The 21,349-nt window shown below is 63.8% G+C and carries 25 protein-coding genes, 1 other RNA gene and 1 pseudogene; 12 read left to right on the top strand and 15 right to left on the bottom strand.

The features are described 5' to 3' along the window. Positions 1-20: 20 nt before the first annotated feature. Positions 21-986, bottom strand: a complete 966-nt coding sequence (miaA, locus tag FJV83_RS11430) for a tRNA (adenosine(37)-N6)-dimethylallyltransferase MiaA (protein ID WP_142885169.1) — start codon at positions 984-986, stop codon at positions 21-23. On the opposite strand from miaA, the gene serB reads away from it, so the two are divergent. Together serB and FJV83_RS11420 are read left to right on the top strand one after the other, a co-directional pair. Then, positions 976-1,863: a phosphoserine phosphatase SerB gene (serB, locus tag FJV83_RS11425; RefSeq protein ID WP_142885167.1), complete on the top strand. Its 888-nt coding sequence runs from the start codon at positions 976-978 to the stop codon at positions 1,861-1,863. The genes miaA and serB overlap by 11 nt on opposite strands. Then, positions 1,860-2,431 (top strand): annotated as a pseudogene (locus FJV83_RS11420) (GNAT family N-acetyltransferase). The gene serB and the pseudogene FJV83_RS11420 overlap by 4 nt, the downstream one beginning before the upstream one ends. Positions 2,432-2,582: 151 nt before the next feature. Here FJV83_RS11420 and FJV83_RS11415 read toward each other — a convergent pair. From FJV83_RS11415 to FJV83_RS11390, 6 genes are all read right to left on the bottom strand, one after another. Further along, positions 2,583-4,097, bottom strand: coding sequence for a DegQ family serine endoprotease (locus FJV83_RS11415; protein WP_095773076.1), 1,515 nt, complete (start codon positions 4,095-4,097; stop codon positions 2,583-2,585). Positions 4,098-4,246: 149 nt separating this feature from the next. Further along, the gene (locus FJV83_RS11410; RefSeq protein WP_056573074.1) at positions 4,247-4,435 is read right to left on the bottom strand and encodes a DUF2065 domain-containing protein; all 189 of its coding nucleotides are present in this window, start codon (positions 4,433-4,435) and stop codon (positions 4,247-4,249) included. Between the two features lie 3 nt (positions 4,436-4,438). Further along, positions 4,439-5,404: a protease modulator HflC gene (locus FJV83_RS11405; protein ID WP_095773077.1), complete on the bottom strand. Its 966-nt coding sequence runs from the start codon at positions 5,402-5,404 to the stop codon at positions 4,439-4,441. Next, on the bottom strand, positions 5,404-6,519 hold the full coding sequence (gene hflK, locus FJV83_RS11400) for an FtsH protease activity modulator HflK (protein ID WP_095790842.1): 1,116 nt from the start codon (positions 6,517-6,519) through the stop codon (positions 5,404-5,406). Before hflK ends, FJV83_RS11405 begins: the two co-directional genes overlap by 1 nt. Positions 6,520-6,687: 168 nt before the next feature. Then, complete coding sequence (locus FJV83_RS11395) at positions 6,688-7,206, bottom strand: dihydrofolate reductase (protein ID WP_142885165.1); 519 nt, start codon at positions 7,204-7,206, stop codon at positions 6,688-6,690. Further along, positions 7,206-8,222: a DUF4424 domain-containing protein gene (locus tag FJV83_RS11390; RefSeq protein ID WP_142885164.1), complete on the bottom strand. Its 1,017-nt coding sequence runs from the start codon at positions 8,220-8,222 to the stop codon at positions 7,206-7,208. Before FJV83_RS11390 ends, FJV83_RS11395 begins: the two co-directional genes overlap by 1 nt. A 148-nt stretch (positions 8,223-8,370) precedes the next feature. Here FJV83_RS11390 and cobF point away from each other — a divergent pair, with 148 nt between their 5' ends. Then, on the top strand, positions 8,371-9,135 hold the full coding sequence (cobF, locus tag FJV83_RS11385) for a precorrin-6A synthase (deacetylating) (RefSeq protein ID WP_095774003.1): 765 nt from the start codon (positions 8,371-8,373) through the stop codon (positions 9,133-9,135). A 113-nt stretch (positions 9,136-9,248) separates the two neighbouring features. Here the strand turns inward: cobF and FJV83_RS11380 are convergent, their stop codons facing one another. From FJV83_RS11380 to modA, 4 genes are all read right to left on the bottom strand, one after another. Then, the gene (locus FJV83_RS11380) at positions 9,249-9,590 is read right to left on the bottom strand and encodes a winged helix-turn-helix domain-containing protein (RefSeq protein WP_010910183.1); all 342 of its coding nucleotides are present in this window, start codon (positions 9,588-9,590) and stop codon (positions 9,249-9,251) included. A 91-nt stretch (positions 9,591-9,681) separates the two neighbouring features. Next, a complete protein-coding gene (modC, locus tag FJV83_RS11375; protein WP_142885162.1) occupies positions 9,682-10,794 on the bottom strand; it encodes a molybdenum ABC transporter ATP-binding protein in 1,113 nt (370 codons plus the stop codon). Next, entirely contained in the window at positions 10,791-11,495 is a 705-nt protein-coding gene (modB, locus tag FJV83_RS11370) for a molybdate ABC transporter permease subunit (RefSeq protein ID WP_142885160.1), read from the bottom strand. Before modB ends, modC begins: the two co-directional genes overlap by 4 nt. A 20-nt stretch (positions 11,496-11,515) precedes the next feature. Further along, entirely contained in the window at positions 11,516-12,310 is a 795-nt protein-coding gene (modA, locus tag FJV83_RS11365) for a molybdate ABC transporter substrate-binding protein (protein ID WP_095787786.1), read from the bottom strand. Positions 12,311-12,521: 211 nt separating this feature from the next. Between modA and FJV83_RS11360 the strand changes: the two genes are divergently transcribed. Next, a complete protein-coding gene (locus FJV83_RS11360) occupies positions 12,522-12,731 on the top strand; it encodes a molybdopterin-binding protein (protein ID WP_095774042.1) in 210 nt (69 codons plus the stop codon). Positions 12,732-12,797: 66 nt separating this feature from the next. On the opposite strand, the gene FJV83_RS11355 is transcribed toward FJV83_RS11360, so the two are convergent. Both FJV83_RS11355 and FJV83_RS11350 read right to left on the bottom strand, forming a co-directional pair. Further along, on the bottom strand, positions 12,798-13,592 hold the full coding sequence (locus FJV83_RS11355) for a thymidylate synthase (RefSeq protein ID WP_095773998.1): 795 nt from the start codon (positions 13,590-13,592) through the stop codon (positions 12,798-12,800). Positions 13,593-13,748: 156 nt separating this feature from the next. Next, positions 13,749-14,060, bottom strand: a complete 312-nt coding sequence (locus FJV83_RS11350) for a DUF2853 family protein (protein ID WP_142885158.1) — start codon at positions 14,058-14,060, stop codon at positions 13,749-13,751. Between the two features lie 169 nt (positions 14,061-14,229). Between FJV83_RS11350 and ssrA the strand changes: the two genes are divergently transcribed. Together ssrA and FJV83_RS11340 are read left to right on the top strand one after the other, a co-directional pair. After that, positions 14,230-14,590: a transfer-messenger RNA gene (gene ssrA / locus FJV83_RS11345) on the top strand. A gap of 113 nt (positions 14,591-14,703) precedes the next feature. Next, the gene (locus tag FJV83_RS11340) at positions 14,704-15,255 is read left to right on the top strand and encodes an AAA family ATPase (protein ID WP_142885156.1); all 552 of its coding nucleotides are present in this window, start codon (positions 14,704-14,706) and stop codon (positions 15,253-15,255) included. A 45-nt stretch (positions 15,256-15,300) separates the two neighbouring features. On the opposite strand, the gene FJV83_RS11335 is transcribed toward FJV83_RS11340, so the two are convergent. Further along, positions 15,301-16,506, bottom strand: a complete 1,206-nt coding sequence (locus FJV83_RS11335; RefSeq protein WP_142875822.1) for a multidrug effflux MFS transporter — start codon at positions 16,504-16,506, stop codon at positions 15,301-15,303. 187 nt (positions 16,507-16,693) lie between these two features. Between FJV83_RS11335 and FJV83_RS11330 the strand changes: the two genes are divergently transcribed. From FJV83_RS11330 to FJV83_RS11315, 4 genes are all read left to right on the top strand, one after another. Continuing rightward, complete coding sequence (locus tag FJV83_RS11330; protein ID WP_095787784.1) at positions 16,694-17,383, top strand: TetR/AcrR family transcriptional regulator; 690 nt, start codon at positions 16,694-16,696, stop codon at positions 17,381-17,383. 146 nt (positions 17,384-17,529) lie between these two features. Continuing rightward, positions 17,530-18,066: an SspB family protein gene (locus FJV83_RS11325; protein ID WP_010910193.1), complete on the top strand. Its 537-nt coding sequence runs from the start codon at positions 17,530-17,532 to the stop codon at positions 18,064-18,066. 16 nt (positions 18,067-18,082) lie between these two features. Further along, the gene (locus FJV83_RS11320) at positions 18,083-18,277 is read left to right on the top strand and encodes a DUF4169 family protein (protein WP_095773993.1); all 195 of its coding nucleotides are present in this window, start codon (positions 18,083-18,085) and stop codon (positions 18,275-18,277) included. A 24-nt stretch (positions 18,278-18,301) separates the two neighbouring features. Continuing rightward, a complete protein-coding gene (locus FJV83_RS11315) occupies positions 18,302-18,529 on the top strand; it encodes a ribbon-helix-helix domain-containing protein (protein WP_095773992.1) in 228 nt (75 codons plus the stop codon). On the opposite strand, the gene FJV83_RS11310 is transcribed toward FJV83_RS11315, so the two are convergent. After that, the gene (locus FJV83_RS11310; RefSeq protein WP_142885155.1) at positions 18,526-20,322 is read right to left on the bottom strand and encodes a chloride channel protein; all 1,797 of its coding nucleotides are present in this window, start codon (positions 20,320-20,322) and stop codon (positions 18,526-18,528) included. The genes FJV83_RS11315 and FJV83_RS11310 overlap by 4 nt on opposite strands. Before the next feature lie 150 nt (positions 20,323-20,472). Here FJV83_RS11310 and FJV83_RS11305 point away from each other — a divergent pair, with 150 nt between their 5' ends. Then, a complete protein-coding gene (locus FJV83_RS11305) occupies positions 20,473-20,910 on the top strand; it encodes a helix-turn-helix domain-containing protein (RefSeq protein WP_095774041.1) in 438 nt (145 codons plus the stop codon). A 126-nt stretch (positions 20,911-21,036) separates the two neighbouring features. Then, complete coding sequence (locus tag FJV83_RS11300; protein ID WP_095773990.1) at positions 21,037-21,342, top strand: hypothetical protein; 306 nt, start codon at positions 21,037-21,039, stop codon at positions 21,340-21,342. Positions 21,343-21,349: the final 7 nt, after the last annotated feature.

Below are 21,349 nucleotides of genomic sequence, written 5' to 3'. Positions count from 1 at the left end.
CTTCCGTCATGGTCAACTTTTTAAGTTGCATTAGCAACAAGTGTTTGGATCGTGGTTTCGAGATTGTCACCGGGGCGCAATCTCTGCCATTCCGGCCCCAGCTGGTGGCGAAACCAGGTCGCCTGCCGCTTGGCGTATTGTCGGGTTGCAATCTTGGCGCGCTCGATTGCTTCGGCAAAGCTCAACTCTCCAGCCATCGCCGCCTGCAGGTCGCGAACGCCGATCGCCTTCATTGCCGGCAGATCCGGATCAAGGCGAAGGGCCGCAAGCTGCCTGACTTCCTCCAGCGCGCCCTTGTCTAGCATCTGGTCGAAGCGCCTCTCGATGCGATCGACCAGCGCGGCCCGCTCCGGCTCGATGACCAGGAAACGCGCCGTCTGCCTGTCGATGAGCGGCCGGCCGCGCTCGGCCTGCCATTCCAGGATCGATCGGCCGGAGGCGTCGAGCACTTCGAGCGCCCGCACGATGCGCTGGCTGTCAGTTGGCTTGAGCTGCATGGCGGCTCTCGAATCCTCGCGCAGCAGCAGGCCGTGCAGCTTGACCGCGCCTTGCTCCTTCAGCTCGTAGCGCCAGCGGTCGCGGATGCGCGGCGGAATGTCAGGCATTTCCGAAATACCCTCGGCCAGCGCGCGAAAATAGAGGCCGGTGCCGCCGACGAAGACCGGCCGCCGCGACAGTTCGCCATCGTCGATGAGTTTCATCACGTCGCGCAGCCACGCGCCCGTCGAATAGGCGGTCGCGGGATGGACGTGGCCGTACAGAAAATGCGGCACGCGTGCGAGGTCGGCCGGCTCCGGGCGGGCGGTCAGCACGTCGAGCACCGAATAGCCTTGCATGGAATCGGTGTTGACGATGACGCCGCCTGCGCGTTCGGCCAGGTCGAGCGCCAATGCCGACTTGCCGCTGGCGGTCGGCCCGGCTATCAGGATCGCGTTCTTCACGCGACCTTCGCCCGCATCCGTGCCGGAATTCTCGATGCCGCTCATTGCCACGCTTGTTTCCCGTCCCGCTGACCGCGCACTATCGCCGTCGCTTGCGAATATGGCCTCGCGGTCGGTGGGCGCAAGCACTGTCGTCTGGCTGGCCGAAGGCATCGCCTGCGATCTAGCCCTGCCGCAAGCGGCCGACACCGCCAATACCACGGCTGCCCTGCGTGCCGCATTGGCCGCGGAACCGGTCGACGTGATCGTCCAACAGGCCGAAACGCGCCGCAAGAAAATCCTCATCGCCGACATGGATTCGACCATGATCGACCAGGAGTGCATCGACGAGCTGGCCGACGAGATCGGCCTCAAGGAGCACGTCGCGGCGATCACCGCGCGATCGATGAACGGCGAGATCGCCTTCGAGCCGGCCCTGCGCGAACGCGTCGCGCTGTTGAAGGGGCTCGAAGCCGCCATCGTCGACCGCATCGTCGCCAATCGGCTGACATTGGCCTCGGGCGGCCGCGCGCTGGTGCAGACCATGCTTGCTAATGGCGCCTGGGCGGCGCTCGTCTCGGGCGGCTTCGAAGTGTTCACGACCCGCATCGCGGCCATGCTCGGCTTTCAGGAGAACCGCGCCAACCGCCTGCTCGAACAGGATGGGCGCTTTACTGGCCTGGTCGGCGAGCCGATCCTCGGCCGCGCCGCAAAGGCCGACGCGCTGCTCGAAATATCCGCACGCCTTGGCCTGACGCCGGCCGACGCCATCGCCGTCGGCGATGGCGCCAACGACCTCGACATGATCCGCCTCGCCGGCACCGGCGTCGCGCTGCATGCCAAGCCGACCGTGGCGGCGCAGGCCAAGGTTCGCATCGACCATGGCGACCTCACCGCATTGCTCTATCTGCAGGGCTATCGCCAGGAAGAGTTCGTCCAATGAAACCCATGCGCACCGAACGCCTCATCCTGCGCAATTGGGAAGAGCGTGACCGCGAGCTCTTCCATCGCATCAATTCCGACGAGCGCGTCATGGAATTCTTCCCGTTCCGTCGTGACCGTGCCGCCGCGGACGCCAAGATGGACGAGGTCCGCGCATGGATCGATGAGGACGGCTATGGCTTCGCCGCGGCCGAGATTGCCGCCACGGGCGAGTGCATCGGTTTTGTCGGCCTGTCTGGAACAGAGGATATCGACGTCCTGCCCGCCGGCACCATCGAGATCGGCTGGCGGCTGGCGCCCGAATTCTGGGGCAGGGCTATGTCACCGAGGCGTCGCAAGCCTGGCTGGCTTACGGTTTCGAAACATTGGCCGTCGAAGAGATCGTCTCCTTCGCGGTCGCGGGAAACCACCGCTCGACCGCCGTCATGAAACGCCTCGGCATGACAGCCGATCCGGCGGCCGACTTCGACCATCCCGGCATTCCCGACAGCCATCCAAAGCTCAAGCGGCATGTGCTCTACAGGCTTTCACGCGAGGACTGGCAGGCAAGAAAAAAGGCGGCCGGTTAGAGCAATTCCAGGAAAAGTGCGAAGCGGTTTTCCCGGGAAAAGCGCATAGCGCTTTCCCTTGGGAATTGCTTCAAAACAAAAGCATAGAGCATTTCACCGTTTCCGTGTGAAATGCTCTATCCGCCTTTTTGAAAATCGCCGGATTGAAATCTCAATCCATCCGGATCGTCACGAAGCGCAACTCGCCGGTCTTCGACGCCAGCATCAGGAGCGCGTTCTTGCGACCCTGCTCCTTCAGCGCGCCGATCCGGTCCATGACGTCCTTGGGCGTGGCGACCGATTCCTGCGCGATCTCGGTAATCACCTCGCCCGGCTGTATGCCGCGTTCGGCGGCGGCCGAATCCTTGGCCACGTCGGTGATGACGACGCCGGAGACATCGGCGGCGATGCTGAACTTCTTGCGCGTCTCGTCATTGAGTTCGCCGACGGTCATGCCGAGCACCGAGGCGGTCGAAACGGCCGGAGCCTTGTTGCCCTTGTCCTGGTCGGTGTTGCCGTTCTCGCCGCTGGCAAGCTTCTCGCCATCCTCGAGCCGGCCAAGCGTCACCTTCACCGTCTGCTCGACGCCCTTGCGCACGATCAGCACGTCGACGGCCTTGCCGACGGGGCTTTCGGCGACGACGCGCGGCAGGTCGCGCATTTCATGGATGTCCTTGCCGTCGAACTTGATAATGACGTCACCGGCCTGGATGGTGCCGTTGTCGACCGGGCCGCCCTTGATGACGCCGGCGACCAGCGCGCCCTTGGCGGTCGCCATGCCGAGGCTTTCGGCGATGTCGTCCGTCACCGGCTGGATGCGCACGCCGAGCCACCCGCGCCGCGTCTCGCCAAACTGACGCAACTGGTCGACGACGCCCGCGGCAAGCTGCGAGGGAATGGAGAAGCCGATGCCGATCGAGCCACCGGACGGCGAAATGATCGCGGTGTTGATGCCGATGACTTCGCCGGCGCTGTTGAACAGCGGTCCGCCCGAATTGCCGCGATTGATCGCCGCGTCGGTCTGGATGAAATCGTCATAGGGACCGGAATTGATGTCGCGGTTGCGCGCCGACACGATGCCGACCGTCACCGTGCCGCCGAGGCCGAACGGATTGCCGACAGCCATCACCCAGTCGCCGACGCGCATCTTGGTGGAATCGCCGAACTTCACCGCGGTCAGCTTGTGGCCTTTCGGATCGACCTTCAGCACCGCGACGTCGGTCTTGGTGTCGGTACCGACCAGCGTCGCCTTCAGCGTCACGCCATCGGAGAAGTTGACCTCGATGTCGTCGGCGTCGGCGATCACGTGATTGTTGGTGACGACGATGCCTTGCTCGGCGTCGATGACGAAACCGGATCCCAGCGACTGCACTTTCTGCGCGCTATTGTCCTTGTCGCCGCCGCGGTTCTTGAAGAAATCGTCGAAGAAATCCTGGAACGGCGAGCCCTCGGGAAGCTGCGGCATCGGCACCGCGCCTGGCCCCTCCGTGCCCTTCACCGTCTGCGAAGTCGAGATGTTGACCACCGCGCCGAGCACGCCCTGCGCCAGGTCAGCCACCGAAGCAGGCCCATCGGCCGCGAAGGTCGGCGCCACGAAGGACGGGACGGCGACGGTGCCGACGAGCAGCGCTGCCGTGCCGGCGATGAAGGTCCGCCGCGCCGCGCGCAAAAGGAGTGTGGATGTCATCGAGAAGCCTCCCGGTCTTTCTGAAAGAGAAAGCGCAACGGCGAAAACACCGCGTTGCGCTATGTTGGCAAAAAATACGGCACGTTTGCGGCTACGACTATCGGCAGAGGATTAATCCTCCGTTTTGCCGCGGACGAATAACGGCCATCTCATCCGCCCCGCACCAGCCAGACGATGCCGACACCGATGGCGATCGCGACCAGCCCGGCGATCCGCAATGCGTTCTCCGGCATCGACAGCACCTCGCCGGCCAGCTTCCGCGCGAAGCCGGGAAAGCCGCCATAGACCAGGCCCTCTATGACGAGGACCAGGCCTATCGCCGCGAAAAAGTCCTGCACCCGCTATTTCTGGCCGGTGCTGGGTTGTGTCGTCGGCGCGGCGGGCGCCGTTGCCGGTGCGGCGGGTGCCGCCGGTTTCGCCGGCCCTTCCTTGCTATCGGGATCGCGGAAGTAGCGGAAGAACTCCGAACTCGGCGACAGCACCATGGTCGTCCCGGTGTTGTCCAGCGCCGTGCCGTAGGCATTCATCGACCGGTAGAAGTCGAAGAAGGCCGGGTCGCGCTTGTAGGCGTCCGCGAAGGTAGCGCTGCGCTGGGCTTCGCCCTCGCCGCGCAGGATCTCGGATTCCTTCTGCGCTTCGGCAACGATCTCGACCACTTCACGATCGGCGCGCGCCGTAATGCGCTGTGCCGCCTCGTTGCCGCGTGCCCTGAGCCGGGCGGCCTCGGCCAGACGTTCCGCCTTCATGCGATCGTAGGTCTGCTGTGAAACCTCGGCCGTGAGGTCGGTGCGGCGGATGCGGACATCCTCGATCTGCAGGCCGAGCGAGGTGGCGTCGGGCCGGAGTTGATCGCGCACCTCACGCATCATCACGGCACGCTGTTCCGAGAGTGCCGCCTCGAAGTCGCGCAGGCCGTAGACGCGGCGCAAGGCAGCGTCGAGACGCGTCCTCAGCCGCGCCTCGGCCAATTCGATCTGACCGGACACGGCGGCACGGAAGACGCGCGGATCCGAGATGCGATAGGCGATGAAGGCATCGACCTCATAGAACTTGCCGCCCGACACCTGGACGCGGATGTTGTCGAGGTCGAAGCGCAGCACCCTGTTCTCGATCAGTTGCACCGTATCGGCGTCGAAGAACGAGAACGGCGCCTTGAAATAGATGCCGGGCTCGGTCTTGACGTCGACGATCTCGCCGAACCTCAACACCAGCGCCTGCTGGCGCGCATTGACCACGAAGACCGAGGAATAGATCAGGAAAAGCACGACCGCCGCGATGACGACGAAAATGGGAAGACGGTTGGCCATCACTGTGTACCTCCCGTGTTCGCGGCAGGCGCGGCCGGAGCCGGCGGTTTCGCCTGCAATGCCGGCAACGGCAGATAGGGCACGACACCTTGTCCGTTGCCCTGCTCGACGATGACCTTGCTCGAGTCCTTCAGAACCCTCTCCATGGTTTCCAGATAGAGACGCTTGCGGGTTACATCCGGCGCCTTGGCGTACTCGTCATAGACCGAGATGAAGCGCTGGGCCTCACCTTCGGCTTCCTGCACCACACGGTTCTTGTAGGCGGCCGCGTCTTCGCGGATCTGTGCCGCCTGGCCGCGCGCCTGGCCGAGCTTCTGGTTGGAATACTGGTTGGCCTGCTCGACGAACTTGTCCTCGTCCTGCTCGGCACGCTGCACCTCGTCGAACGCATCGGCCACTTCGCGTGGCGGCGCTGCATCCTCGATCGATACGGCGTTGACGTTGAGACCGGCCTTGTAGCCGTCCAGCGTCGACTGGATGATTTCTCGCACCGACGCCGCTATGCCCTGGCGGTCGTCGCGGAAGATATCCTGTGCCGGCCGGCGGCCGACGGCTTCGCGCATGGCGCTTTCGGCAACCTGCCGCAGCATGCCGTCCGGATCCGAGACGTCGAACAGATAGGCCCGGGGATCGGAGACCTGGTAGGCCACCGAAAACTGCACGTTGACGATGTTCTGGTCGCCCGACAGCATCAGGCCGTTGCCGCTGGTGTTGCCGCCGCCAATGTCGACGAGCTGCTCGGAAATCTTGGCCGTCTCGACGGTTTCAAGCGGCCACCAATGGAAATGCAGGCCAGGTTGTGAGAGTTCGGGCTTCGGCTTGCCGAAACGCAATTCGACGGCGACCTCGTCGGGCTGCACCGTATAGACCGCCTGGAATGCCCACAGAACGACCAGCACCGCGGCAATCAGCCCGAACACTGCCGGACTGGCGCCACCGCCGCCGGGCAGAGCGCGCCGCAGCCGGTCCTGGCCGCGGCGGATAATGTCTTCGAGGTCCGGGGGCGAGCCCTGTGGGCCGCTTGGCCCCTTGGGCCCCTGCCCCCAGGGCCCCTGATTGTTACCGCCGCCGCCCCACGGGCCGCCGCCTCCGCCACTCTTGTCGTTCCAGGGCATGAACGTCCTTTCGCTTGGAATTCCCTCAAGCGCCGGAGTTACGGCGCAAATCCAGTGTTGTTCTTCTATAGGGACGCCACAGCACGCTTTCAACGCGATGCGCCGCCGACATCATCCGTTTTGGGCCGGTAGCGACCCTTTGTCGTCCTTCAATGCACTTTTTGTCTATCAAAGTATCGGGCGGCGGCGCTCATAAACCGAATAGCGTGTTGCGTGGCTGTCCTTTTCCCCGCCCGGAACCCCCTGCGAACTGACCACGCGCCATGTCTCGGCGTCGATCGGCGGGAAATGCGCGTCGCCGTCGACGGCGGCCAGCACATGGGTGACGTGCAGCCGGTCAGCCAGCGGCAGCGCCTGGGCATAGATCTGACCGCCGCCGATCACGCAGGCCTCGTCGACGCCGGCCATGCAGCGCGCGCGCACCGTTGCCAGCTGAATCGCGGCCTCCAGCGTATGCGCCACCTCGACGCCCTCGGCGCGCCAGCTCTTGTCGCGGGTGACGACGATGTTGAGCCGGCCCGGCAGCGGACGGCCTATGCCTTCATAGGTTTTGCGGCCCATGATGATGGGCTTGCCCATCGTGTCGGCCTTGAAGCGCTTGAGATCGGTGGAGAGCCGCCATGGCAGTCCGCCATCCCGCCCGATCACGCCGTTCTCGGCAATGGCGACGTAGATTGCCACATGCATCAGTTCGCGTCCCCGCCGTTGCTGTCCGACGGTTCGAGCAGCAGGATATCGATGTCGTGCTCTGGGTAAAAATCGTTCGCGGTCATCTCGAAACTCGTCGGCCCGACCTTTTTGACATTGTCGCCGCAGAACGAGACCAAGTCTTTCGGATTGCCCTTGTCGATGGTCAGCTTGAACTTACCGATGGTGCCCGCCGCCCAGTTGCCGCCGGTGGTCAGTATATAGGCGATGCGGCTTTCATAATATTTGGGATAGCCTTCCGGATTGTCCTTCGCCGCCTTGCGCACCGCGTTCTCGAACGTGTCGTCCATGCAGTAGCGGGCCTTGTATGTCGCATATTGCCCCTGGAACTGGCCGTCATAGAAGAAGCTGACCGACGACGTGCCGCCGACGCTCGGCTTGTAGCGATGGGAAACGTGAACGTCCTTGTTGGCCGGAAAGGTCGAGCGCCACCAGTAGGTCGAGCGCAATTGCCAGAACGGCGCATAGGAGGATTTCATGCCGCTGCCGTCATCGGCGGTGTCCTCGATGATGATGCCGCGGTTGACCCAGTCCTCGGCCACCGCTTGCGGCAGCTTCGCCAATGCCGCCTTGGCCGCATCGCCGAACGGGTTGAACGGCACATTCTGCGCCTTGAGATCGGCACCGATGTCGATGCCGAGCGCGAACACCTTCTGCTCGAGTTGAGGCTTTGCCGCGACACCATCAATCGTCACCTCGAAGCCGAGGAAATTGTCGCTTTGGTTTTCGGGGATGGCCGGCATTTCTTCGGGGTCGCCCGAAATATCGGGCATCGGGAAGGCGACGATCGCGTCGACATCCTTGTCGGTGTTGTTGTGAAAGACGTAGTCGACCGTGACCTTGTCGGGCGAGATGAAGAGATCCTCGCTTTGCATCGCGACCGCATCGCTGCGCGACAGGATCAAGCCGCCTGTGCCAAGCTCGGCAACCGAATCGTTGGCCAATGCGGGTGCCGCCGAAAGCGCCAGCGCCGCAGTCAGAACATATCGCAACATCGAAGCCCCCTCGGCAAGAATGCCCCGACGACCCTAGCCGTTTCAATGCGGCGTTTCAAAGCCCTTCCACTTGCGCGGCTACGCCACACCGGCCTGGACATGCCGGCGGTCTGGACTAACAGCTTCCGATCGGGCAGGAGTTCGGCCCATGCGCAAGCTTCTCGTCATCGGCATCGGCGCCGGCAACCCCGACCACATGACGGTTCAGGCCATATCGGGCTTGAACCGCGCCGATGTGCTGTTCATCCCCGACAAGGGCGCCAAGAAGAACGACCTTGCCGAATTGCGGCGCGAGATCTGCGACCGCTTCGTCAGCAACCCGAAATCGCGCCGCGTCGAATTCGGCGTGCCGGTCCGCGCCGAACCGACGTCTTCCTACCGCTCGACCGTCGACGACTGGCACGAAGCCATCGCTGCCATCTACGAAGCCCTGATCCGCGACGAGATCGCCAAGGATGGCTGCGGCGCCTTCCTGATCTGGGGCGATCCCTCGCTTTACGACAGCGCGTTGCGCATCCTCGAACGCGTGCGCCTCAGGAACAATGTCGCCTTCGAACTGGAGGTCATCCCCGGCATCACCGCCATCCAGGCGCTTGCCGCCAGCCACAAAATGGCACTGAACCGCATCGGCGATTCGTTCCTGGTCACCACCGGCCGCAGGCTGACCGAAGAAGGTCTGGCCAGCAATGCCGGCAGCACAGTCGTCATGCTGGACGGCAAATGCGCCTTCAACACAGTCGCCGACCCGGATGTCATCATCCATTGGGGCGCCTATCTCGGCACGCCGGACGAGATCATCGTCTCCGGTCGCCTCGGCGATGTCGGCGCCGAGATCGAAAAGGTCCGCGAGCAAGCCCGCCGGCAAAAGGGCTGGATCATGGACACCTATCTGCTGCGCAAGCCGGAAGAATAGGCAGTAGGCAGTGAAATTCTAACTTAGACGCGCGTTAAGGCAGATTTGGAAACGAAAATCTCCGACGGCGAAGAGTTGGGCCGCAATCCCTACTGCCCTACCGCCCCCGCCTCTCAGCCCGCATCGATCTCCGCCTGCAGCGCATCCATATGCGTCGCCGCTGCCGCAGTGGCCGCACGTTCGATGGCGCGGAAACGGCTGACCACCGCCAGGCCAATGGCCGTCAGCTGCGCGCCGCCGCCCTTGCGGCCTCCGGTCTGCGCGGCGACCAGCGGCTTGCCGAACACCCGGTTCATGTCCTCCACCAGATCCCAGGCGTGCTTGTAGGACATCTCCATGCCGCGCGCGGCGGCCGAGATCGAGCCGAAGGTGGCGATCTGCTCCAGAAGCTCGATCTTGCCCGGACCGATCCGCCCGTCGGGATCGAGATTTATCCGCAAGCTCAGCGATGGCATCTTTGCTCCTCCGCGGTCGCCAGGACTCCGGCCGAAGCCACTTCAGCGATACCGTTATTCCAAATCAATATAGCGGCGAACGCCGCTTCTGTCAGCCATCGACCTCGAGCGGCAGGCCGGCGCCGGTGTTGGCCTGGTCGAAACTCACTGTCTTGACCACAGCGAAAACGTTGCCGCCGAGCCGCAATTCCAGCGCCTGCCTCGACTGTTCGGTGATGCGGGCGAGCACCGTTGCGCCATTGCAATCGATGTCGACCTCGACCGCCGGCCCTTCGCCCGGGCGGATCGCAACGATCGTGCCGGGCAGGATGTTGAGCGCACTGAGGCCTGCCGGCTTCTCCGCGGCGATCATAACATCACGGGCCCGGATGCGGACACGCACGGGAGCCCCGGCTTTCATCGCCAGACGCGGCACGCGGATCTCTCCTGCGGCCGAGACGAGCACGGTCATGCCGAAAATCTCGTCGTGGCGCAGCACCTTGGTGTCCAGCACCGCACCGCCCTCGCCGCGTTCTTCCGCCGGCAGCAGGTCGAGCCTTTGCATCACCGCATCGGTCGGACCGCTGGCAACAACCTTGCCTTGCGCCAGCATCACCACGTCGCTGGCCAGCCGCGCCACCTCGGCGACCGAATGGCTGACATAGACGATCGGGATCTTCGTCTCATCGCGCAGCCGTTCGATATAGGGCAGGATCTCGGCCTTGCGCGCCTCGTCGAGCGAGGCCAGCGGCTCGTCCATGAGCAACAGCCTGGGGCTGGCGAGCAGCGCCCGGCCGATCGCCACGCGCTGCTTCTCGCCGCCCGAGAGCTTCACCGGGCGCCTGTTGAGCAGCGGGCCGATGCCGAGCAGGTCGACGACGGCATCCATGTCGGCGTAGCGCTCCTTGGCCGGCGTGAACCAGCGGCCGTAACGCAGATTGCCGGCCACGCTCATATGTGGAAACAGGCGCGCGTCCTGGAACACCATGCCGATACGGCGCCTGTGCTTCGGCACGAAAATGCCGGCATCGGTGTCGACCAGTGCACGACCCTCCACCTCGATGCGGCCCTTGTCGGGCCGGATCAGCCCGGCGATCATGTTGATGAGCGTGGTCTTGCCGGAGCCTGACGGCCCGAACAGCGCGGTGAGCCGCCCGGCGCTCTCGAAGCGTGCCTCGATGGCGAAATCGCCGAGCCGATGGCCGATGTCGACGCGGACGCTCATTCGATGTCCATCCGCCGCCCGACCCGCCGCGCCAGCACTTCCGAGGCGACCAAAGCCGCCATCGAGATGACGACCGAGATCAATGTCAGCCGCAATGCCCCCTCATCGCCGCCCGGCACCTGCGTGAAAGTGTAGATCGCCGAGGGCAGCGTCTGCGTTTCGTTGGGGATGTTGGAGACGAAGGTGATGGTCGCGCCGAACTCGCCCATCGCCTTGGCGAAGGCCAGGATGGCGCCCGCGATCAGCCCGGGCAGGATCAACGGCAGCGTGATGGTGGCGAACACCCACAAAGGATTGGCGCCAAGCGTTCCCGCCGCCGCCTCCATCTTGCGGTCCACCGCTTCGATCGACAGCCGGATTGCCCGCACCATCAGCGGAAAGCCCATGACACCGCAGGCCAGCGCCGCACCCGTCCAGCGAAACGAGAAGACGATGCCGAAATGCTCGGCCAGAAAGGCGCCGGCCGGGCCGCGCTTGCCAAACGTCAAAAGCAGGAGATAGCCGGTCACGACAGGCGGCAGGATCAGCGGCAGATGAACCACGCCGTTGAGCAGCGTCTTGCCCCAGAATTGTCCGCGGGCAAGCAGCAGCGCGATGGCTATGCCCGGCGGCAGGCTGGCGAGCATCGCCACGGTCGCCACCTTGATGGACAGCCGGACCGCATTCCATTCGTCGGGAGTGAGGTCCAGCAGCCAGTTCATATTGCGCTATCAGGCCCTGTTCAGTTGCTCGGCGTGAGCACGGTAAAACCCTGTTCCTTGAAGAGCGCGCCGGCCTTGGCAGACTTCAGGCATTTCAGGAAAGCCGTCGTATCCTTGTCCTTCGAATCGGCGGTCTGGGCAACCGGGTAGATGATCGGCGGATGCGAATCCTCCGGGAAGGTGCCGATCACCTTGACGCCCTTGTCGGCATGCGCGTCGGTGGCATAGACGATGCCGAGAGCGGCCTCGCCTGTCGAAACCAGCTTGAGTGCGGCGCGCACATTCTCGGCCTGCGCCACCTTGCCCTCGACCGAGGACCAGACGCCGAGCGATTCCAGTGCCGCCTTGCCGTACTTGCCGGCCGGCACCGCCTTGATGTCGCCCATGGCGAGCCTGCCGTCGCCGACCAGCTTGGCGAGGTCGAAACCCTTCTCGATCTTGGCCTCGACCTTCGAATCCTTCGGCGCCACCAGCACGATCTCGTTGCCGAGCAGCTTCACCTCGGTGTCTGGCTTGGTCAGCTTCTTGTCGGAAAGATATTTCATCCAGTCGAGATCGGCCGAGATGAAGACGTCGGCCGGCGCCCCGCCCTCGATCTGCTTGGCCAGTGCCGAGCTTGCCGCATAGGAGACAGTCGCGGCCTCACCGACATCGGCCTCGCAGGCCTTGTTCACCGCATCGAGCGCGTCCTTGAGGCTGGCTGCGGCAAACACCACGACCTTGTCTTGCGCATGTGCTGCCGGCACCGCAGCCATCAACGTCGCCGCAAGACCGCCGATGGCGATCGCCCTCAACCCGAAACCTTTGCGCGTCATCGAAAACTCTCCCTGGTTTGAAATCCGTGCGGCGCGAGGCCTGTCGATCGATATATCCGCATGAATATAACAAGGGAAGGCCCGACGGCTTGCGAAAACGCCATGCCCCGTCGATTGTTCTGGTAAGACGAGCGGCAAACCCTGATGCATGTTGCCCAAAAGCGACCTCGGTTTTGCGAGAACGGCATGCATTAAAGCAATGGAGAGCCCGATGAAGGTCAGCGCCCGCAATGTGCTCAAGGGGACGATCACCGAAATCGTCAAGGGGGCCACCACTTCGCATGTCAGGATCGACATTGGCGGCGGCGCCGTCGTCACCGCCTCGATCACCAACGAGGCGGTCGCCGATCTCAAGCTCGAAAAGGGCAAGCCGGCCTATGCCGTGGTCAAGGCCTCGGACGTGATGGTCGGCATCGACTGACGGGGGTCGAGCTCAAGGCATGTTGAGAGTCAGATCAGGCCGGCATCACCTGAATATCGAGATCCTTCAGACGGCGATCGGCGCCTTGATCGAGGCATCGGCCACGTAGTTTTCCAGGCGGAAATCCTCGAAGCGAAAGGCGAACAGGTCCTTCACCTCCGGATTGATCCACATTGTCGGCAGCGCCCTCGGCGTGCGCCGCAATTGCTCGCGCGCCTGTTCGAAATGGTTCGAATAGAGATGCGCGTCGCCCAGTGTGTGGACGAAATCGCCCGGCTTCAGCCCGGTCACTTGCGCCACCATCAGCGTCAGCAGCGCGTAGGACGCGATGTTGAACGGCACGCCGAGGAAGATGTCGGCCGAACGCTGGTAGAGCTGGCAGGACAGCCGGCCCTCGGACACGTAGAACTGGAACAGGCAGTGGCAGGGCGGCAGCGCCATCGCCTCCACTTCGGCCGGATTCCACGCCGAAACGATCAGCCGGCGCGATTGAGGATTGCGGCGTATCTCCTTGAGAAGGCCCGCGATCTGGTCGATCGACCCGCCATGGCCGTCCGGCCAGGAACGCCACTGCTTGCCGTAAACGGGGCCAAGGTCGCCATTCTCGTCGGCCCATTCGTCCCAGATGGTGACACCGTGGTCGGTCAGGTATTTGATGTTGGTGTCGCCGGCCAGGAACCACAGGAGCTCATGGATGATCGACTTCAGGTGCAACTTCTTGGTCGTGGTGACCGGAAAGCCGCGCGCCAGGTCGAAACGCATCTGGTAGCCGAAGACGGAGCGCGTGCCGGTGCCGGTGCGGTCGGCGCGATCGGCGCCATTGTCCAGCACGTGCTGCAAGAGGTCGAGATATTGGCGCATCGGTTCCAGCTCGATTCGAGTGTGCGCATATTATAGCGACCGTCCGGCGGTCGAACACAGCAAAACGGCGCTAATCGGACCTGCGCATTGCGTGAGCGGGGAGAAAGTGGCTGGCCGCAACGCCGGCGCCGGCCTTCGCAAATTGACGCGCGATCGTCAGAGCGCGCCGAGTTTGCCCAGATCCTTGGCCACCAGGTAGTAAAAGGTCACGCGGCTCTTGGTGTTGTCGGCGTGCATCGCCTTGCAGGTCTTCCCGATCGAGGCGTCGGCCTTCGCCCCGTCGCTGACGCCGAGCTTTTTGGCCACCCAGCTCTCCTTGACGCGCTCGAGCTCCTTCGGGTCAGTGCAGGATACCAGCGAGGAATCGCGGTTCCTCAGCGCAATGCCCAGATGCTTGACGATCTTTTCGACCGCGTCGGCGCTGGCGCCCGCGTCGTATTTCTTCACATCCGCAAGATAGTCGGCCATCAAAAATTCCCCTCGTCGGCGCCACGGATCCGATCGATGAGGGCTGTGGCGCGCTTCGCAACTTGTGCGCTAGGTCGGTAACTCCTCACCGCTCGCAAAGCTTCCGTTGAGACCGCGCCCAAGTCAACCCTTGCCGTCGCGATTTGACACAGGGGCAAAGCCTCACTCCGGCCTTTCATTTCCGGCGAACGCCCCCTATATTCGATTTGTCGGCTTGACCGACTATGGCGATAAATGGGCGATGAAATAAGCCGTTCGGACCCGGGGGCGGTACCCGGCGCCTCCACCAAAAGCCGCTGTTGACGACAGAGCGGTTTTTGCTGGGGGCGAAATAGGATCGACGAAGGTGTAAAGATCGTACTTTTGCCCGGCATTGTACCACCGTCATCGGGCTAAACTTATAGTTGCCAACGACAACTATGCGGAAGCACGTCTCGCTGCTTAATGCAGTGCGATAGCTTCAAATCAAGCCCTAGGGGTTCGCACTTCTAGGCGGGGTTCGGAGGTACCTGGCAACAGAAACCTCCACTTCTCCCCCTGCCTCAATCCACGTCACGCGCAACGGCCGTCTTTTGCCGTCCGGACTTCGTACGGCCCATTTGCCGCGAAGCCGCATCGCGTGCCTCTTTCTCCATGGACAAGAATGCAAAACGATTCCGATCGATTCTTCGTGCTGACCGGTGGCCCGGGCTCCGGCAAGACCACTTTGATCGAAGCCCTGCGCGGGGCGGGCTTTGCGACTTCAGTCGAAGCCGGGCGCGGCATCATCCGCGACCAGTCCTCGATAGGCGGAACCGCCCTGCCCTGGAGCGACCGCGCGCTGTTCGCCGAACTCATGCTGTCGTGGGAAATGCGCTCATATCGGAACGCGGTCGAACAGAAGGGACCGGTCTTCTTCGATCGCGGCTTGCCGGACACGCTCGGCTATCTCAGGCTGAGCGGCCTGCCGGTGGCAGAACACATCAGCACCGCCGCCAAGCGCTTCCGCTACAATCGGCGCGTGTTCATCGCCCCGCCCTGGCCTGGCATTTTCACGCAGGATCAAGAGCGCAAGCAGACATCAGACGAGGCCGAGCGCACTTACCATGCGCTGGCCGGCGTCTATGTGGAGCTGGGTTACGAGCTGGTTCCGCTGCCCCTGGCGCCGGTCGAGACACGGTTGCGCTTCGTATTGGCCGAGGCAGGGCTGGAATGAAAAGGCCGGGGGAACCCGGCCTTTTCGTGCGCTTGCGGGCAATGCCTATTCCGCCGGCGCTTCGACCGCCTCGCGCGAACGGCCGAGCGTGACCTTGGCCAGCGTGAAGGAAATCACCGCGCAGAGCGTGATGCCGGCGACCATCGGCAGCGGCGTGCCGTCGAAGAACACGCCGGCGACGCCCATGGCGAGCGCGCCGATGGCGAAGTGCAGCGTGCCCATCAGCGCCGAGGCCGTGCCGGCGATCTCGCCATGTTCTTCCATGGCCAGCACCGAGGTGGTCGGGATGACCAGGCCGAGGAAGCCGTAGCCGACGAACAGCAGGGCCGCCATCACGTCGAGCCGGTCGACGCCCGTCGCCATGATCGCCAGCAGCACCACCATCGTCGAGGCGTAGCCGGTCACCGCGACGCGCACCACGCGCCGCAGCCCGAAACGCTCGGCCAGCAGGCCCGTCAGCTGCGACATGCCGATGAAGGCCACCGCGTTGATCGAGAAGAACACGCTGTAGACCGAAGGCGACAGCCCGTAATGGTCGATCAGGATGAAGGACGAGCTCGACAGATAGACGAAGAAGCTCGCAATGCCGAAGCCGGCGATCGCCACCAGGCCGAGGAAGTTGCGGTCACCCATCAGGAACCGATAGCCGGCAAGCGCGGTGCCGAAGGAAGAACCGACGCGCTCTGCCGCCGGCCGCGTTTCCTTGAGCGAGGTCGCGAGCAGGATGGTGGCAAGGGCTGCCGCAGCGGTCACCGTCCAGAACACGGCGCGCCAGCCGAAATTCTCGATGATCTGGCTGCCGGTCAGCGGCGCCAGGATCGGCGACACCGAAAACACCAGCATCAGCAACGACATCAGCTTGGCCGCCTCATTGCCGGTGTGCAGGTCGCGCACGATGGCGCGCGGCACGGCCATGCCGGCGCTGGCGCCAAGGCCCTGCAGGAAGCGGAAGGCGATCAGCCACTCGATGGTCGGCGCCATTGCCGAACCGATGCCGCCGACCATGAACAGCGCAAGACCGCCATAGAGCGGCAGCTTGCGGCCGACCATGTCGGAGATCGGCCCGACGACGATCTGGCCGAACCCCATCGACAGGAAGAAGATCAGCAGGCTCATCTGCACGGCGGCGGTGCCGGCGTGCAGATCCGCGCCGATCGACGGCAAAGCGGGAAGATACATGTCGATCGCGAAGGGGCCGATGGCGGACAACAGGCCGAGCACGACCGCGATGCGGAGGAATTTGGGACTCATGATACTGGCTTCTTTCGAAATCTGGTTGCCGCCGCCAGGCGACGTCTGACCTAGGACGTTCCATCCCGTGAGGTTCCGACACTCCAGCAGCGAATCTTGTCGTCTCCCGGCGCGAAATCTCTTTATCGCATGTCCACAAATTTAGACAGCCTTGTCTAAATCGTCAATCACCTCTATATAGATTTTCATGAGAGCCAGCGTTTCTCCTGACACTTTCCCGCCACGCGGCCATGAGGCCAAGCGTCTGTCGATCGTCGACGCCGCCGCCGGCGTGTTCTGCCGCGAAGGCTTTGCCGGCGCCAATATCGATCTGATCGCCGCGGAGGCCGGCGTCTCGCGCCAGACCGTCTACAACCACCATGGCGACAAGGAAAAGCTCTTCATGGCCGTGGTGCGCGACCTCACGGACCGCTGCAATGTCGGCATCTTCGCCACCATTGCCACCTTCCCTGACCAGCCCGGCGATCTCGAAGCGGATTTGATCGGCTTTGCCGTGCGCCTGAATCAGAACTGCATCTGCAACCGCGACGGAAAGTTCCTGCGCAAGCTGATCCAGACCGAAGGCGAACGCTACCCCCAACTGTTTGCCGAATGGCGCGAACAGGGTCCGGGCACGACGTGGCCGGCAATCGCCGCCCGCTTCGCCCGCCTCGCCTATGGCGGTTACCTCACCATCGATGACCCCGACGTCGCGGCGCGCCAGTTCTTCGGCCTGGTCAATGCCGAACTGCAGACCACCTTCATGCTCGGCGGCACGCCGCGTGAGGACGAAGTGGTGCAATCGGCGACGAATGGCGTGCGCACCTTCCTGCGCGCTTTTGGCAGGCGCCCTTCCCCGGGCAACGTCAAAAAGCACACTGCGCTGGCCAACGCATAACATTTGCGGTTGCCGCAAAGCCGCCTTGCCGATCAAATCGTTGGCAATAGTCCTCGCTTCGACGTGACGGTGGGCTATATCAGGTTTACGCCGCGCTCAAGCTTGATTACAGCTATGCGGACGATTCAACGGAACCCGACCACCACATGGCCGACGACCACATCCGCTACGACATTCTGGCCCAGGAGGCGTTGCGCGGCGTCATGCGCAAGGTCCTGGCCGAGGTCGCACGCACCGGCCTCCCCGGCAACCATCATTTCTTCATCACCTTCCTGACCGGCGCGCCCGGCGTGCGCGTGTCGTCGCGCCTGCGCGAGCGCTATCCCGAGCAGATGACCATCGTCATCCAGTTCCAGTACTGGGACCTCAAGGTGACCGACACCGGCTTCGAGGTTGGCCTGTCCTTCTCCGACGTGCCGGAGAAACTTGAAATCCCGTTCTCGGCCGTGCGTGGCTTCTATGATCCCTCGGTGAATTTCGAGCTCGAGTTCGACGTCAAGACCGATGCGCAGCCTGAAGAGGAACCGGCCCAGCCGGCGTCCGAGCCGCTGACCATCGTTTCCGAGAAGAAGCCGAAGGCCGAGAAGAAGGCTGCAGCCGAGCCGGAGAAGAAGCCCGCCGCAACCGAGGCCGGCGCCAAGGGCGCCGAAGTGGTTTCGCTCGACGCCTTCCGCAAGAAATAGCTTCGCGGTCCGCGCCATGGCCGACATCGTCAATCTCCGCCAGGCTCGCAAGCAGAAGGCGCGGGACGAGAAAGCGCGCGTCGCCGAACAGAACCGGGCCCTGCATGGCCGTTCCAAGGCGGACAAGCAACGCGACCGGCTGAATGCCGACAAGGCCGAAAAATTTGTCGCCGGCCATCGCCTCGACCCGTCCGGCAAGGACAAGCAGTGAGTCTCCGGCAGTGAGTCTCCGGCCGTGAGCGTCGTCGAAAAGCGTTCGGTGACCATTCGCGGCCATCGCACCAGCTATTCCCTCGAAAAGCCCTTCTATGACGACCTCGTCGCCATCGCGGCGGCGAGAAAGCTGACGCTGGCCGCACTCGTCGCCGAAGTCGATGAGACGCGGCCCCGCGACACCAACCTGTCCTCGGCGCTGCGGCTTCATGTCCTGGAATGGGCGAAGCGCGGAACTGGCTTGGGCTAGACGCCTTCGACCGCGTCCGCCTTTCTCCCGCGCCTGGTGCCGAAGCCAAGCAAGGTCGAACGGTCGCGTTCCTCGGCCTGTTTCCTCGACCGCACGCGCATCAGGTCCTTCCAGCCGACATAGCCGATCAGTTGCAGGCTTTCGCGGGTCACGACCGGCAGATGCGAGACATTGGCCATCAACAGCTTGTCGGAGAGGCCTTCGAGATACTCGTCGGGATAGGCAAGCGTCACCTTGCTTCCAGCAAGCAGGTCGCCGAGCGTCGTCGTCCTGTGCTTGCCGGCACGGCGCCAGCGCAGGATCGCCGGCGGATCGATGAGGCCGAGCACCCGCCTGTTCTCGTCGATGACCGGGAAGCTCGGATGCCGGGTTTCCGGCGCGGTCAGGAACGCCGCCGCGCCATGCAGCGTCATCGTCGCCGGCACGCTCTCGACCTGCGCCGTCATCACCTCGCGCACCCTGGTCAGCGCGAACGGGTCGACGCGATATTCGCGCACGAGGTGGTGCCCGCGCCTGGCGATCTTCTCGGTCAGGATCGACCGTTTCATCAGGAGCACGGTGACGGCGTGCGCCGCGGCACAAGCCGCGATCAGCGGCACCAGCACATGCGTGTTGCCAGTCAGTTCCACGGCAAAGAACGTCGCCGTCAGCGGCGCCCGCATCGTGCCGCCCATGGTCGCCGACATCGCCAGCAGGGCCCAGAAGCCCGGATCCGCCGCGGGCAGGATGCCGGCGAGCACCGCCCCCATTGCGCCACCCATGATCAACAGCGGCGCCAGCACGCCCCCTGATGTTCCCGAACCGAGCGCCACCGACCAGATGATGGCCTTGACCACCAGCAGCAGCAGCGCGGCGGCCGCGAGCGTGCGGCCATCCAGCATGTCGGCGATGTTGTCGTAGCCGACGCCGAGCGCCCGCGGCTCGATCAGCCCCCCAATGCCGACCACCAGGCCGCCGATCATCGGCCACCACATCCAGTGGATGGGCAGTTTCTGGAAGGCGTCCTCGCAGGCATAGACCATCTGGGTGAGCAGCCCTGACAGCAGGCCGGCGCAGATGCCGACCAGAACCCAGCCGCCAAGCCCGGTGAACGAGATCGCCATGCCGCCCTGAAACGGAAAGATCGGCCCAGGCAAATGCAGCACGGTGCGCTCGACCTCGGCAATGATCGCGGCAACCGCCACGGGAATGAAGGAGCGCGGCGTCCATTCGAACAGCAGCAGTTCCACCGCCAGCATGATGGCCGCGATCGGCGTGCCGAACACGGTGGTCATGCCCGCTGCCGCGCCAGCCACCAGTAGCGTCTTGCGTTCATTGTCGGTGACCGGCAGCATCTGCGCGATCAGCGAGCCGATCGCGCCGCCGGTCATGATGATCGGGCCCTCGGCGCCGAACGGCCCGCCTGAGCCGATCGAGATCGCCGACGACAGCGGCTTCAGGATCGCAACCTTGGCATCGAGTTTTGAGCGCCCGAGCAGGATCGCCTCGATTGCTTCGGGAATGCCATGGCCACGGATCTTCTCGCTGCCGTAGCGCGCCATCAGCCCGATGATCAGGGCGCCGATGACCGGCACCACCACCGCTGCAAGCCCAAGCGGCGTATCCTGCAATTTCAGATCGGCGAACGTGAACTGGCCAAAATAGGCAATGTTGGTGGCAAGCCGGATCAGTTTCAAAAGCACGATGCCGGCGAACAGCCCAGCCGTGGCGACCACCACGGCGATGGTCGCGATGGTCAGCACCCGCGCATCGGTGGTGAAATCCCTGAGATGGTTGTTTTCGGAGAGCTTCATGGCGGGCTTTCTGGCGACGGCCGGATCTCGAATACGCGGCACGGCGAAGACGCCGGCCGGCTGTGTCGGCTCGCTATGTATCGTAACACGATATAAATTCAAGCTGGTTCTCCGTCAAAACCGTTTGAGCCTTTGGCCGGAATGGAACAAATGTCGGGAATGACGCAGCCCAGGAAATCTCGCCCCACCATCGAACTGGCCGACTACCAGCGGCTGTCGGAGTTTCGCTATCTGATCCGCCGCTTCCTCGAATTCAGCCAGTTGCAGGCGGAAGACGCCGGGCTGACGCCGCGCCAGCATCAGGCCTTGCTGGCGATCAAGGGTTATCCGGGCGGCGGACCGATGACGGTCGGCGATCTGGCGGAGCGCCTGCGCATCCGACATCACAGCGCCGTCGAGCTGGTCAACCGCCTGAGTGAAGCCGGCATGGTCGTGCGCGATCAGGACAAGGACGACCATCGCCGCGTGCTGCTGCGGCTGACCGAACGCGCCGACGATCGCCTGGCCGAACTGTCGGCGGCGCATCTCGACGAGCTTTCGCGCATCGAGCCCATGCTGAGGCGCTTGCTCGATCAGGGCCGCGAGTGACGCTTCGGCATCCTGCGCTGAATGGCACCTTTATTTTTCGGGCGCCCGCATCTTTTGGCTTCCCGGCATCGTCTAGGCGATGAGAGGCCCAAAGGGCGCGCAAGGCAATCGAGAGGAAGACCAGCGATGAAACGCCATCTGATACGCTACAAGATGAAGCCCGAACGAGCCGATGAGAACGAGCGGCTGATCCAGGCCGTTTTCCGGGAATTGCGCGACAAATCGCCGGACGGCGTCCGCTACCTGACGTTGCGCGCCGCCGATGGGACATTCATCCATCTGGTCGAAACGCAAACCGATGCGCATTCTGATAGCATCACCGGCCTGGCCACATTCAAGGCTTTTCAAAGCGGCTTCGGGGATCGCTGCAGCGAATCTCCGCAACGCGACGAGATGGCCGTGATAGGCAGCTACCGGATGCTGGATGCCTGATCGAGGC

This window comes from Mesorhizobium sp. WSM4307 (assembly GCF_007003945.1).
Lineage (GTDB): Bacteria > Pseudomonadota > Alphaproteobacteria > Rhizobiales > Rhizobiaceae > Mesorhizobium.
Note: the sequence above shows the minus strand (reverse complement) of the source record. Positions and strands in the feature narration are given on the sequence as shown.

Coding starts and splice junctions, on each gene's coding strand:
- serB (WP_142885167.1), top strand. CDS start 976: ATGCCGCTCATTGCCACGCTTGTTTCCCGTCCCGCTGACCGCGCACTA.
- miaA (WP_142885169.1), bottom strand. CDS start 986: ATGAGCGGCATCGAGAATTCCGGCACGGATGCGGGCGAAGGTCGCGTG.
- FJV83_RS11415 (WP_095773076.1), bottom strand. CDS start 4,097: ATGACATCCACACTCCTTTTGCGCGCGGCGCGGCGGACCTTCATCGCC.
- FJV83_RS11405 (WP_095773077.1), bottom strand. CDS start 5,404: ATGGCCAACCGTCTTCCCATTTTCGTCGTCATCGCGGCGGTCGTGCTT.
- hflK (WP_095790842.1), bottom strand. CDS start 6,519: ATGCCCTGGAACGACAAGAGTGGCGGAGGCGGCGGCCCGTGGGGCGGC.
- FJV83_RS11395 (WP_142885165.1), bottom strand. CDS start 7,206: ATGCATGTGGCAATCTACGTCGCCATTGCCGAGAACGGCGTGATCGGG.
- FJV83_RS11390 (WP_142885164.1), bottom strand. CDS start 8,222: ATGTTGCGATATGTTCTGACTGCGGCGCTGGCGCTTTCGGCGGCACCC.
- cobF (WP_095774003.1), top strand. CDS start 8,371: ATGCGCAAGCTTCTCGTCATCGGCATCGGCGCCGGCAACCCCGACCAC.
- FJV83_RS11380 (WP_010910183.1), bottom strand. CDS start 9,590: ATGCCATCGCTGAGCTTGCGGATAAATCTCGATCCCGACGGGCGGATC.
- modC (WP_142885162.1), bottom strand. CDS start 10,794: ATGAGCGTCCGCGTCGACATCGGCCATCGGCTCGGCGATTTCGCCATC.
- modB (WP_142885160.1), bottom strand. CDS start 11,495: ATGAACTGGCTGCTGGACCTCACTCCCGACGAATGGAATGCGGTCCGG.
- modA (WP_095787786.1), bottom strand. CDS start 12,310: ATGACGCGCAAAGGTTTCGGGTTGAGGGCGATCGCCATCGGCGGTCTT.
- FJV83_RS11360 (WP_095774042.1), top strand. CDS start 12,522: ATGAAGGTCAGCGCCCGCAATGTGCTCAAGGGGACGATCACCGAAATC.
- FJV83_RS11355 (WP_095773998.1), bottom strand. CDS start 13,592: ATGCGCCAATATCTCGACCTCTTGCAGCACGTGCTGGACAATGGCGCC.
- FJV83_RS11350 (WP_142885158.1), bottom strand. CDS start 14,060: ATGGCCGACTATCTTGCGGATGTGAAGAAATACGACGCGGGCGCCAGC.
- FJV83_RS11340 (WP_142885156.1), top strand. CDS start 14,704: ATGCAAAACGATTCCGATCGATTCTTCGTGCTGACCGGTGGCCCGGGC.
- FJV83_RS11335 (WP_142875822.1), bottom strand. CDS start 16,506: ATGAGTCCCAAATTCCTCCGCATCGCGGTCGTGCTCGGCCTGTTGTCC.
- FJV83_RS11330 (WP_095787784.1), top strand. CDS start 16,694: ATGAGAGCCAGCGTTTCTCCTGACACTTTCCCGCCACGCGGCCATGAG.
- FJV83_RS11325 (WP_010910193.1), top strand. CDS start 17,530: ATGGCCGACGACCACATCCGCTACGACATTCTGGCCCAGGAGGCGTTG.
- FJV83_RS11320 (WP_095773993.1), top strand. CDS start 18,083: ATGGCCGACATCGTCAATCTCCGCCAGGCTCGCAAGCAGAAGGCGCGG.
- FJV83_RS11310 (WP_142885155.1), bottom strand. CDS start 20,322: ATGAAGCTCTCCGAAAACAACCATCTCAGGGATTTCACCACCGATGCG.
- FJV83_RS11305 (WP_095774041.1), top strand. CDS start 20,473: ATGTCGGGAATGACGCAGCCCAGGAAATCTCGCCCCACCATCGAACTG.
- FJV83_RS11300 (WP_095773990.1), top strand. CDS start 21,037: ATGAAACGCCATCTGATACGCTACAAGATGAAGCCCGAACGAGCCGAT.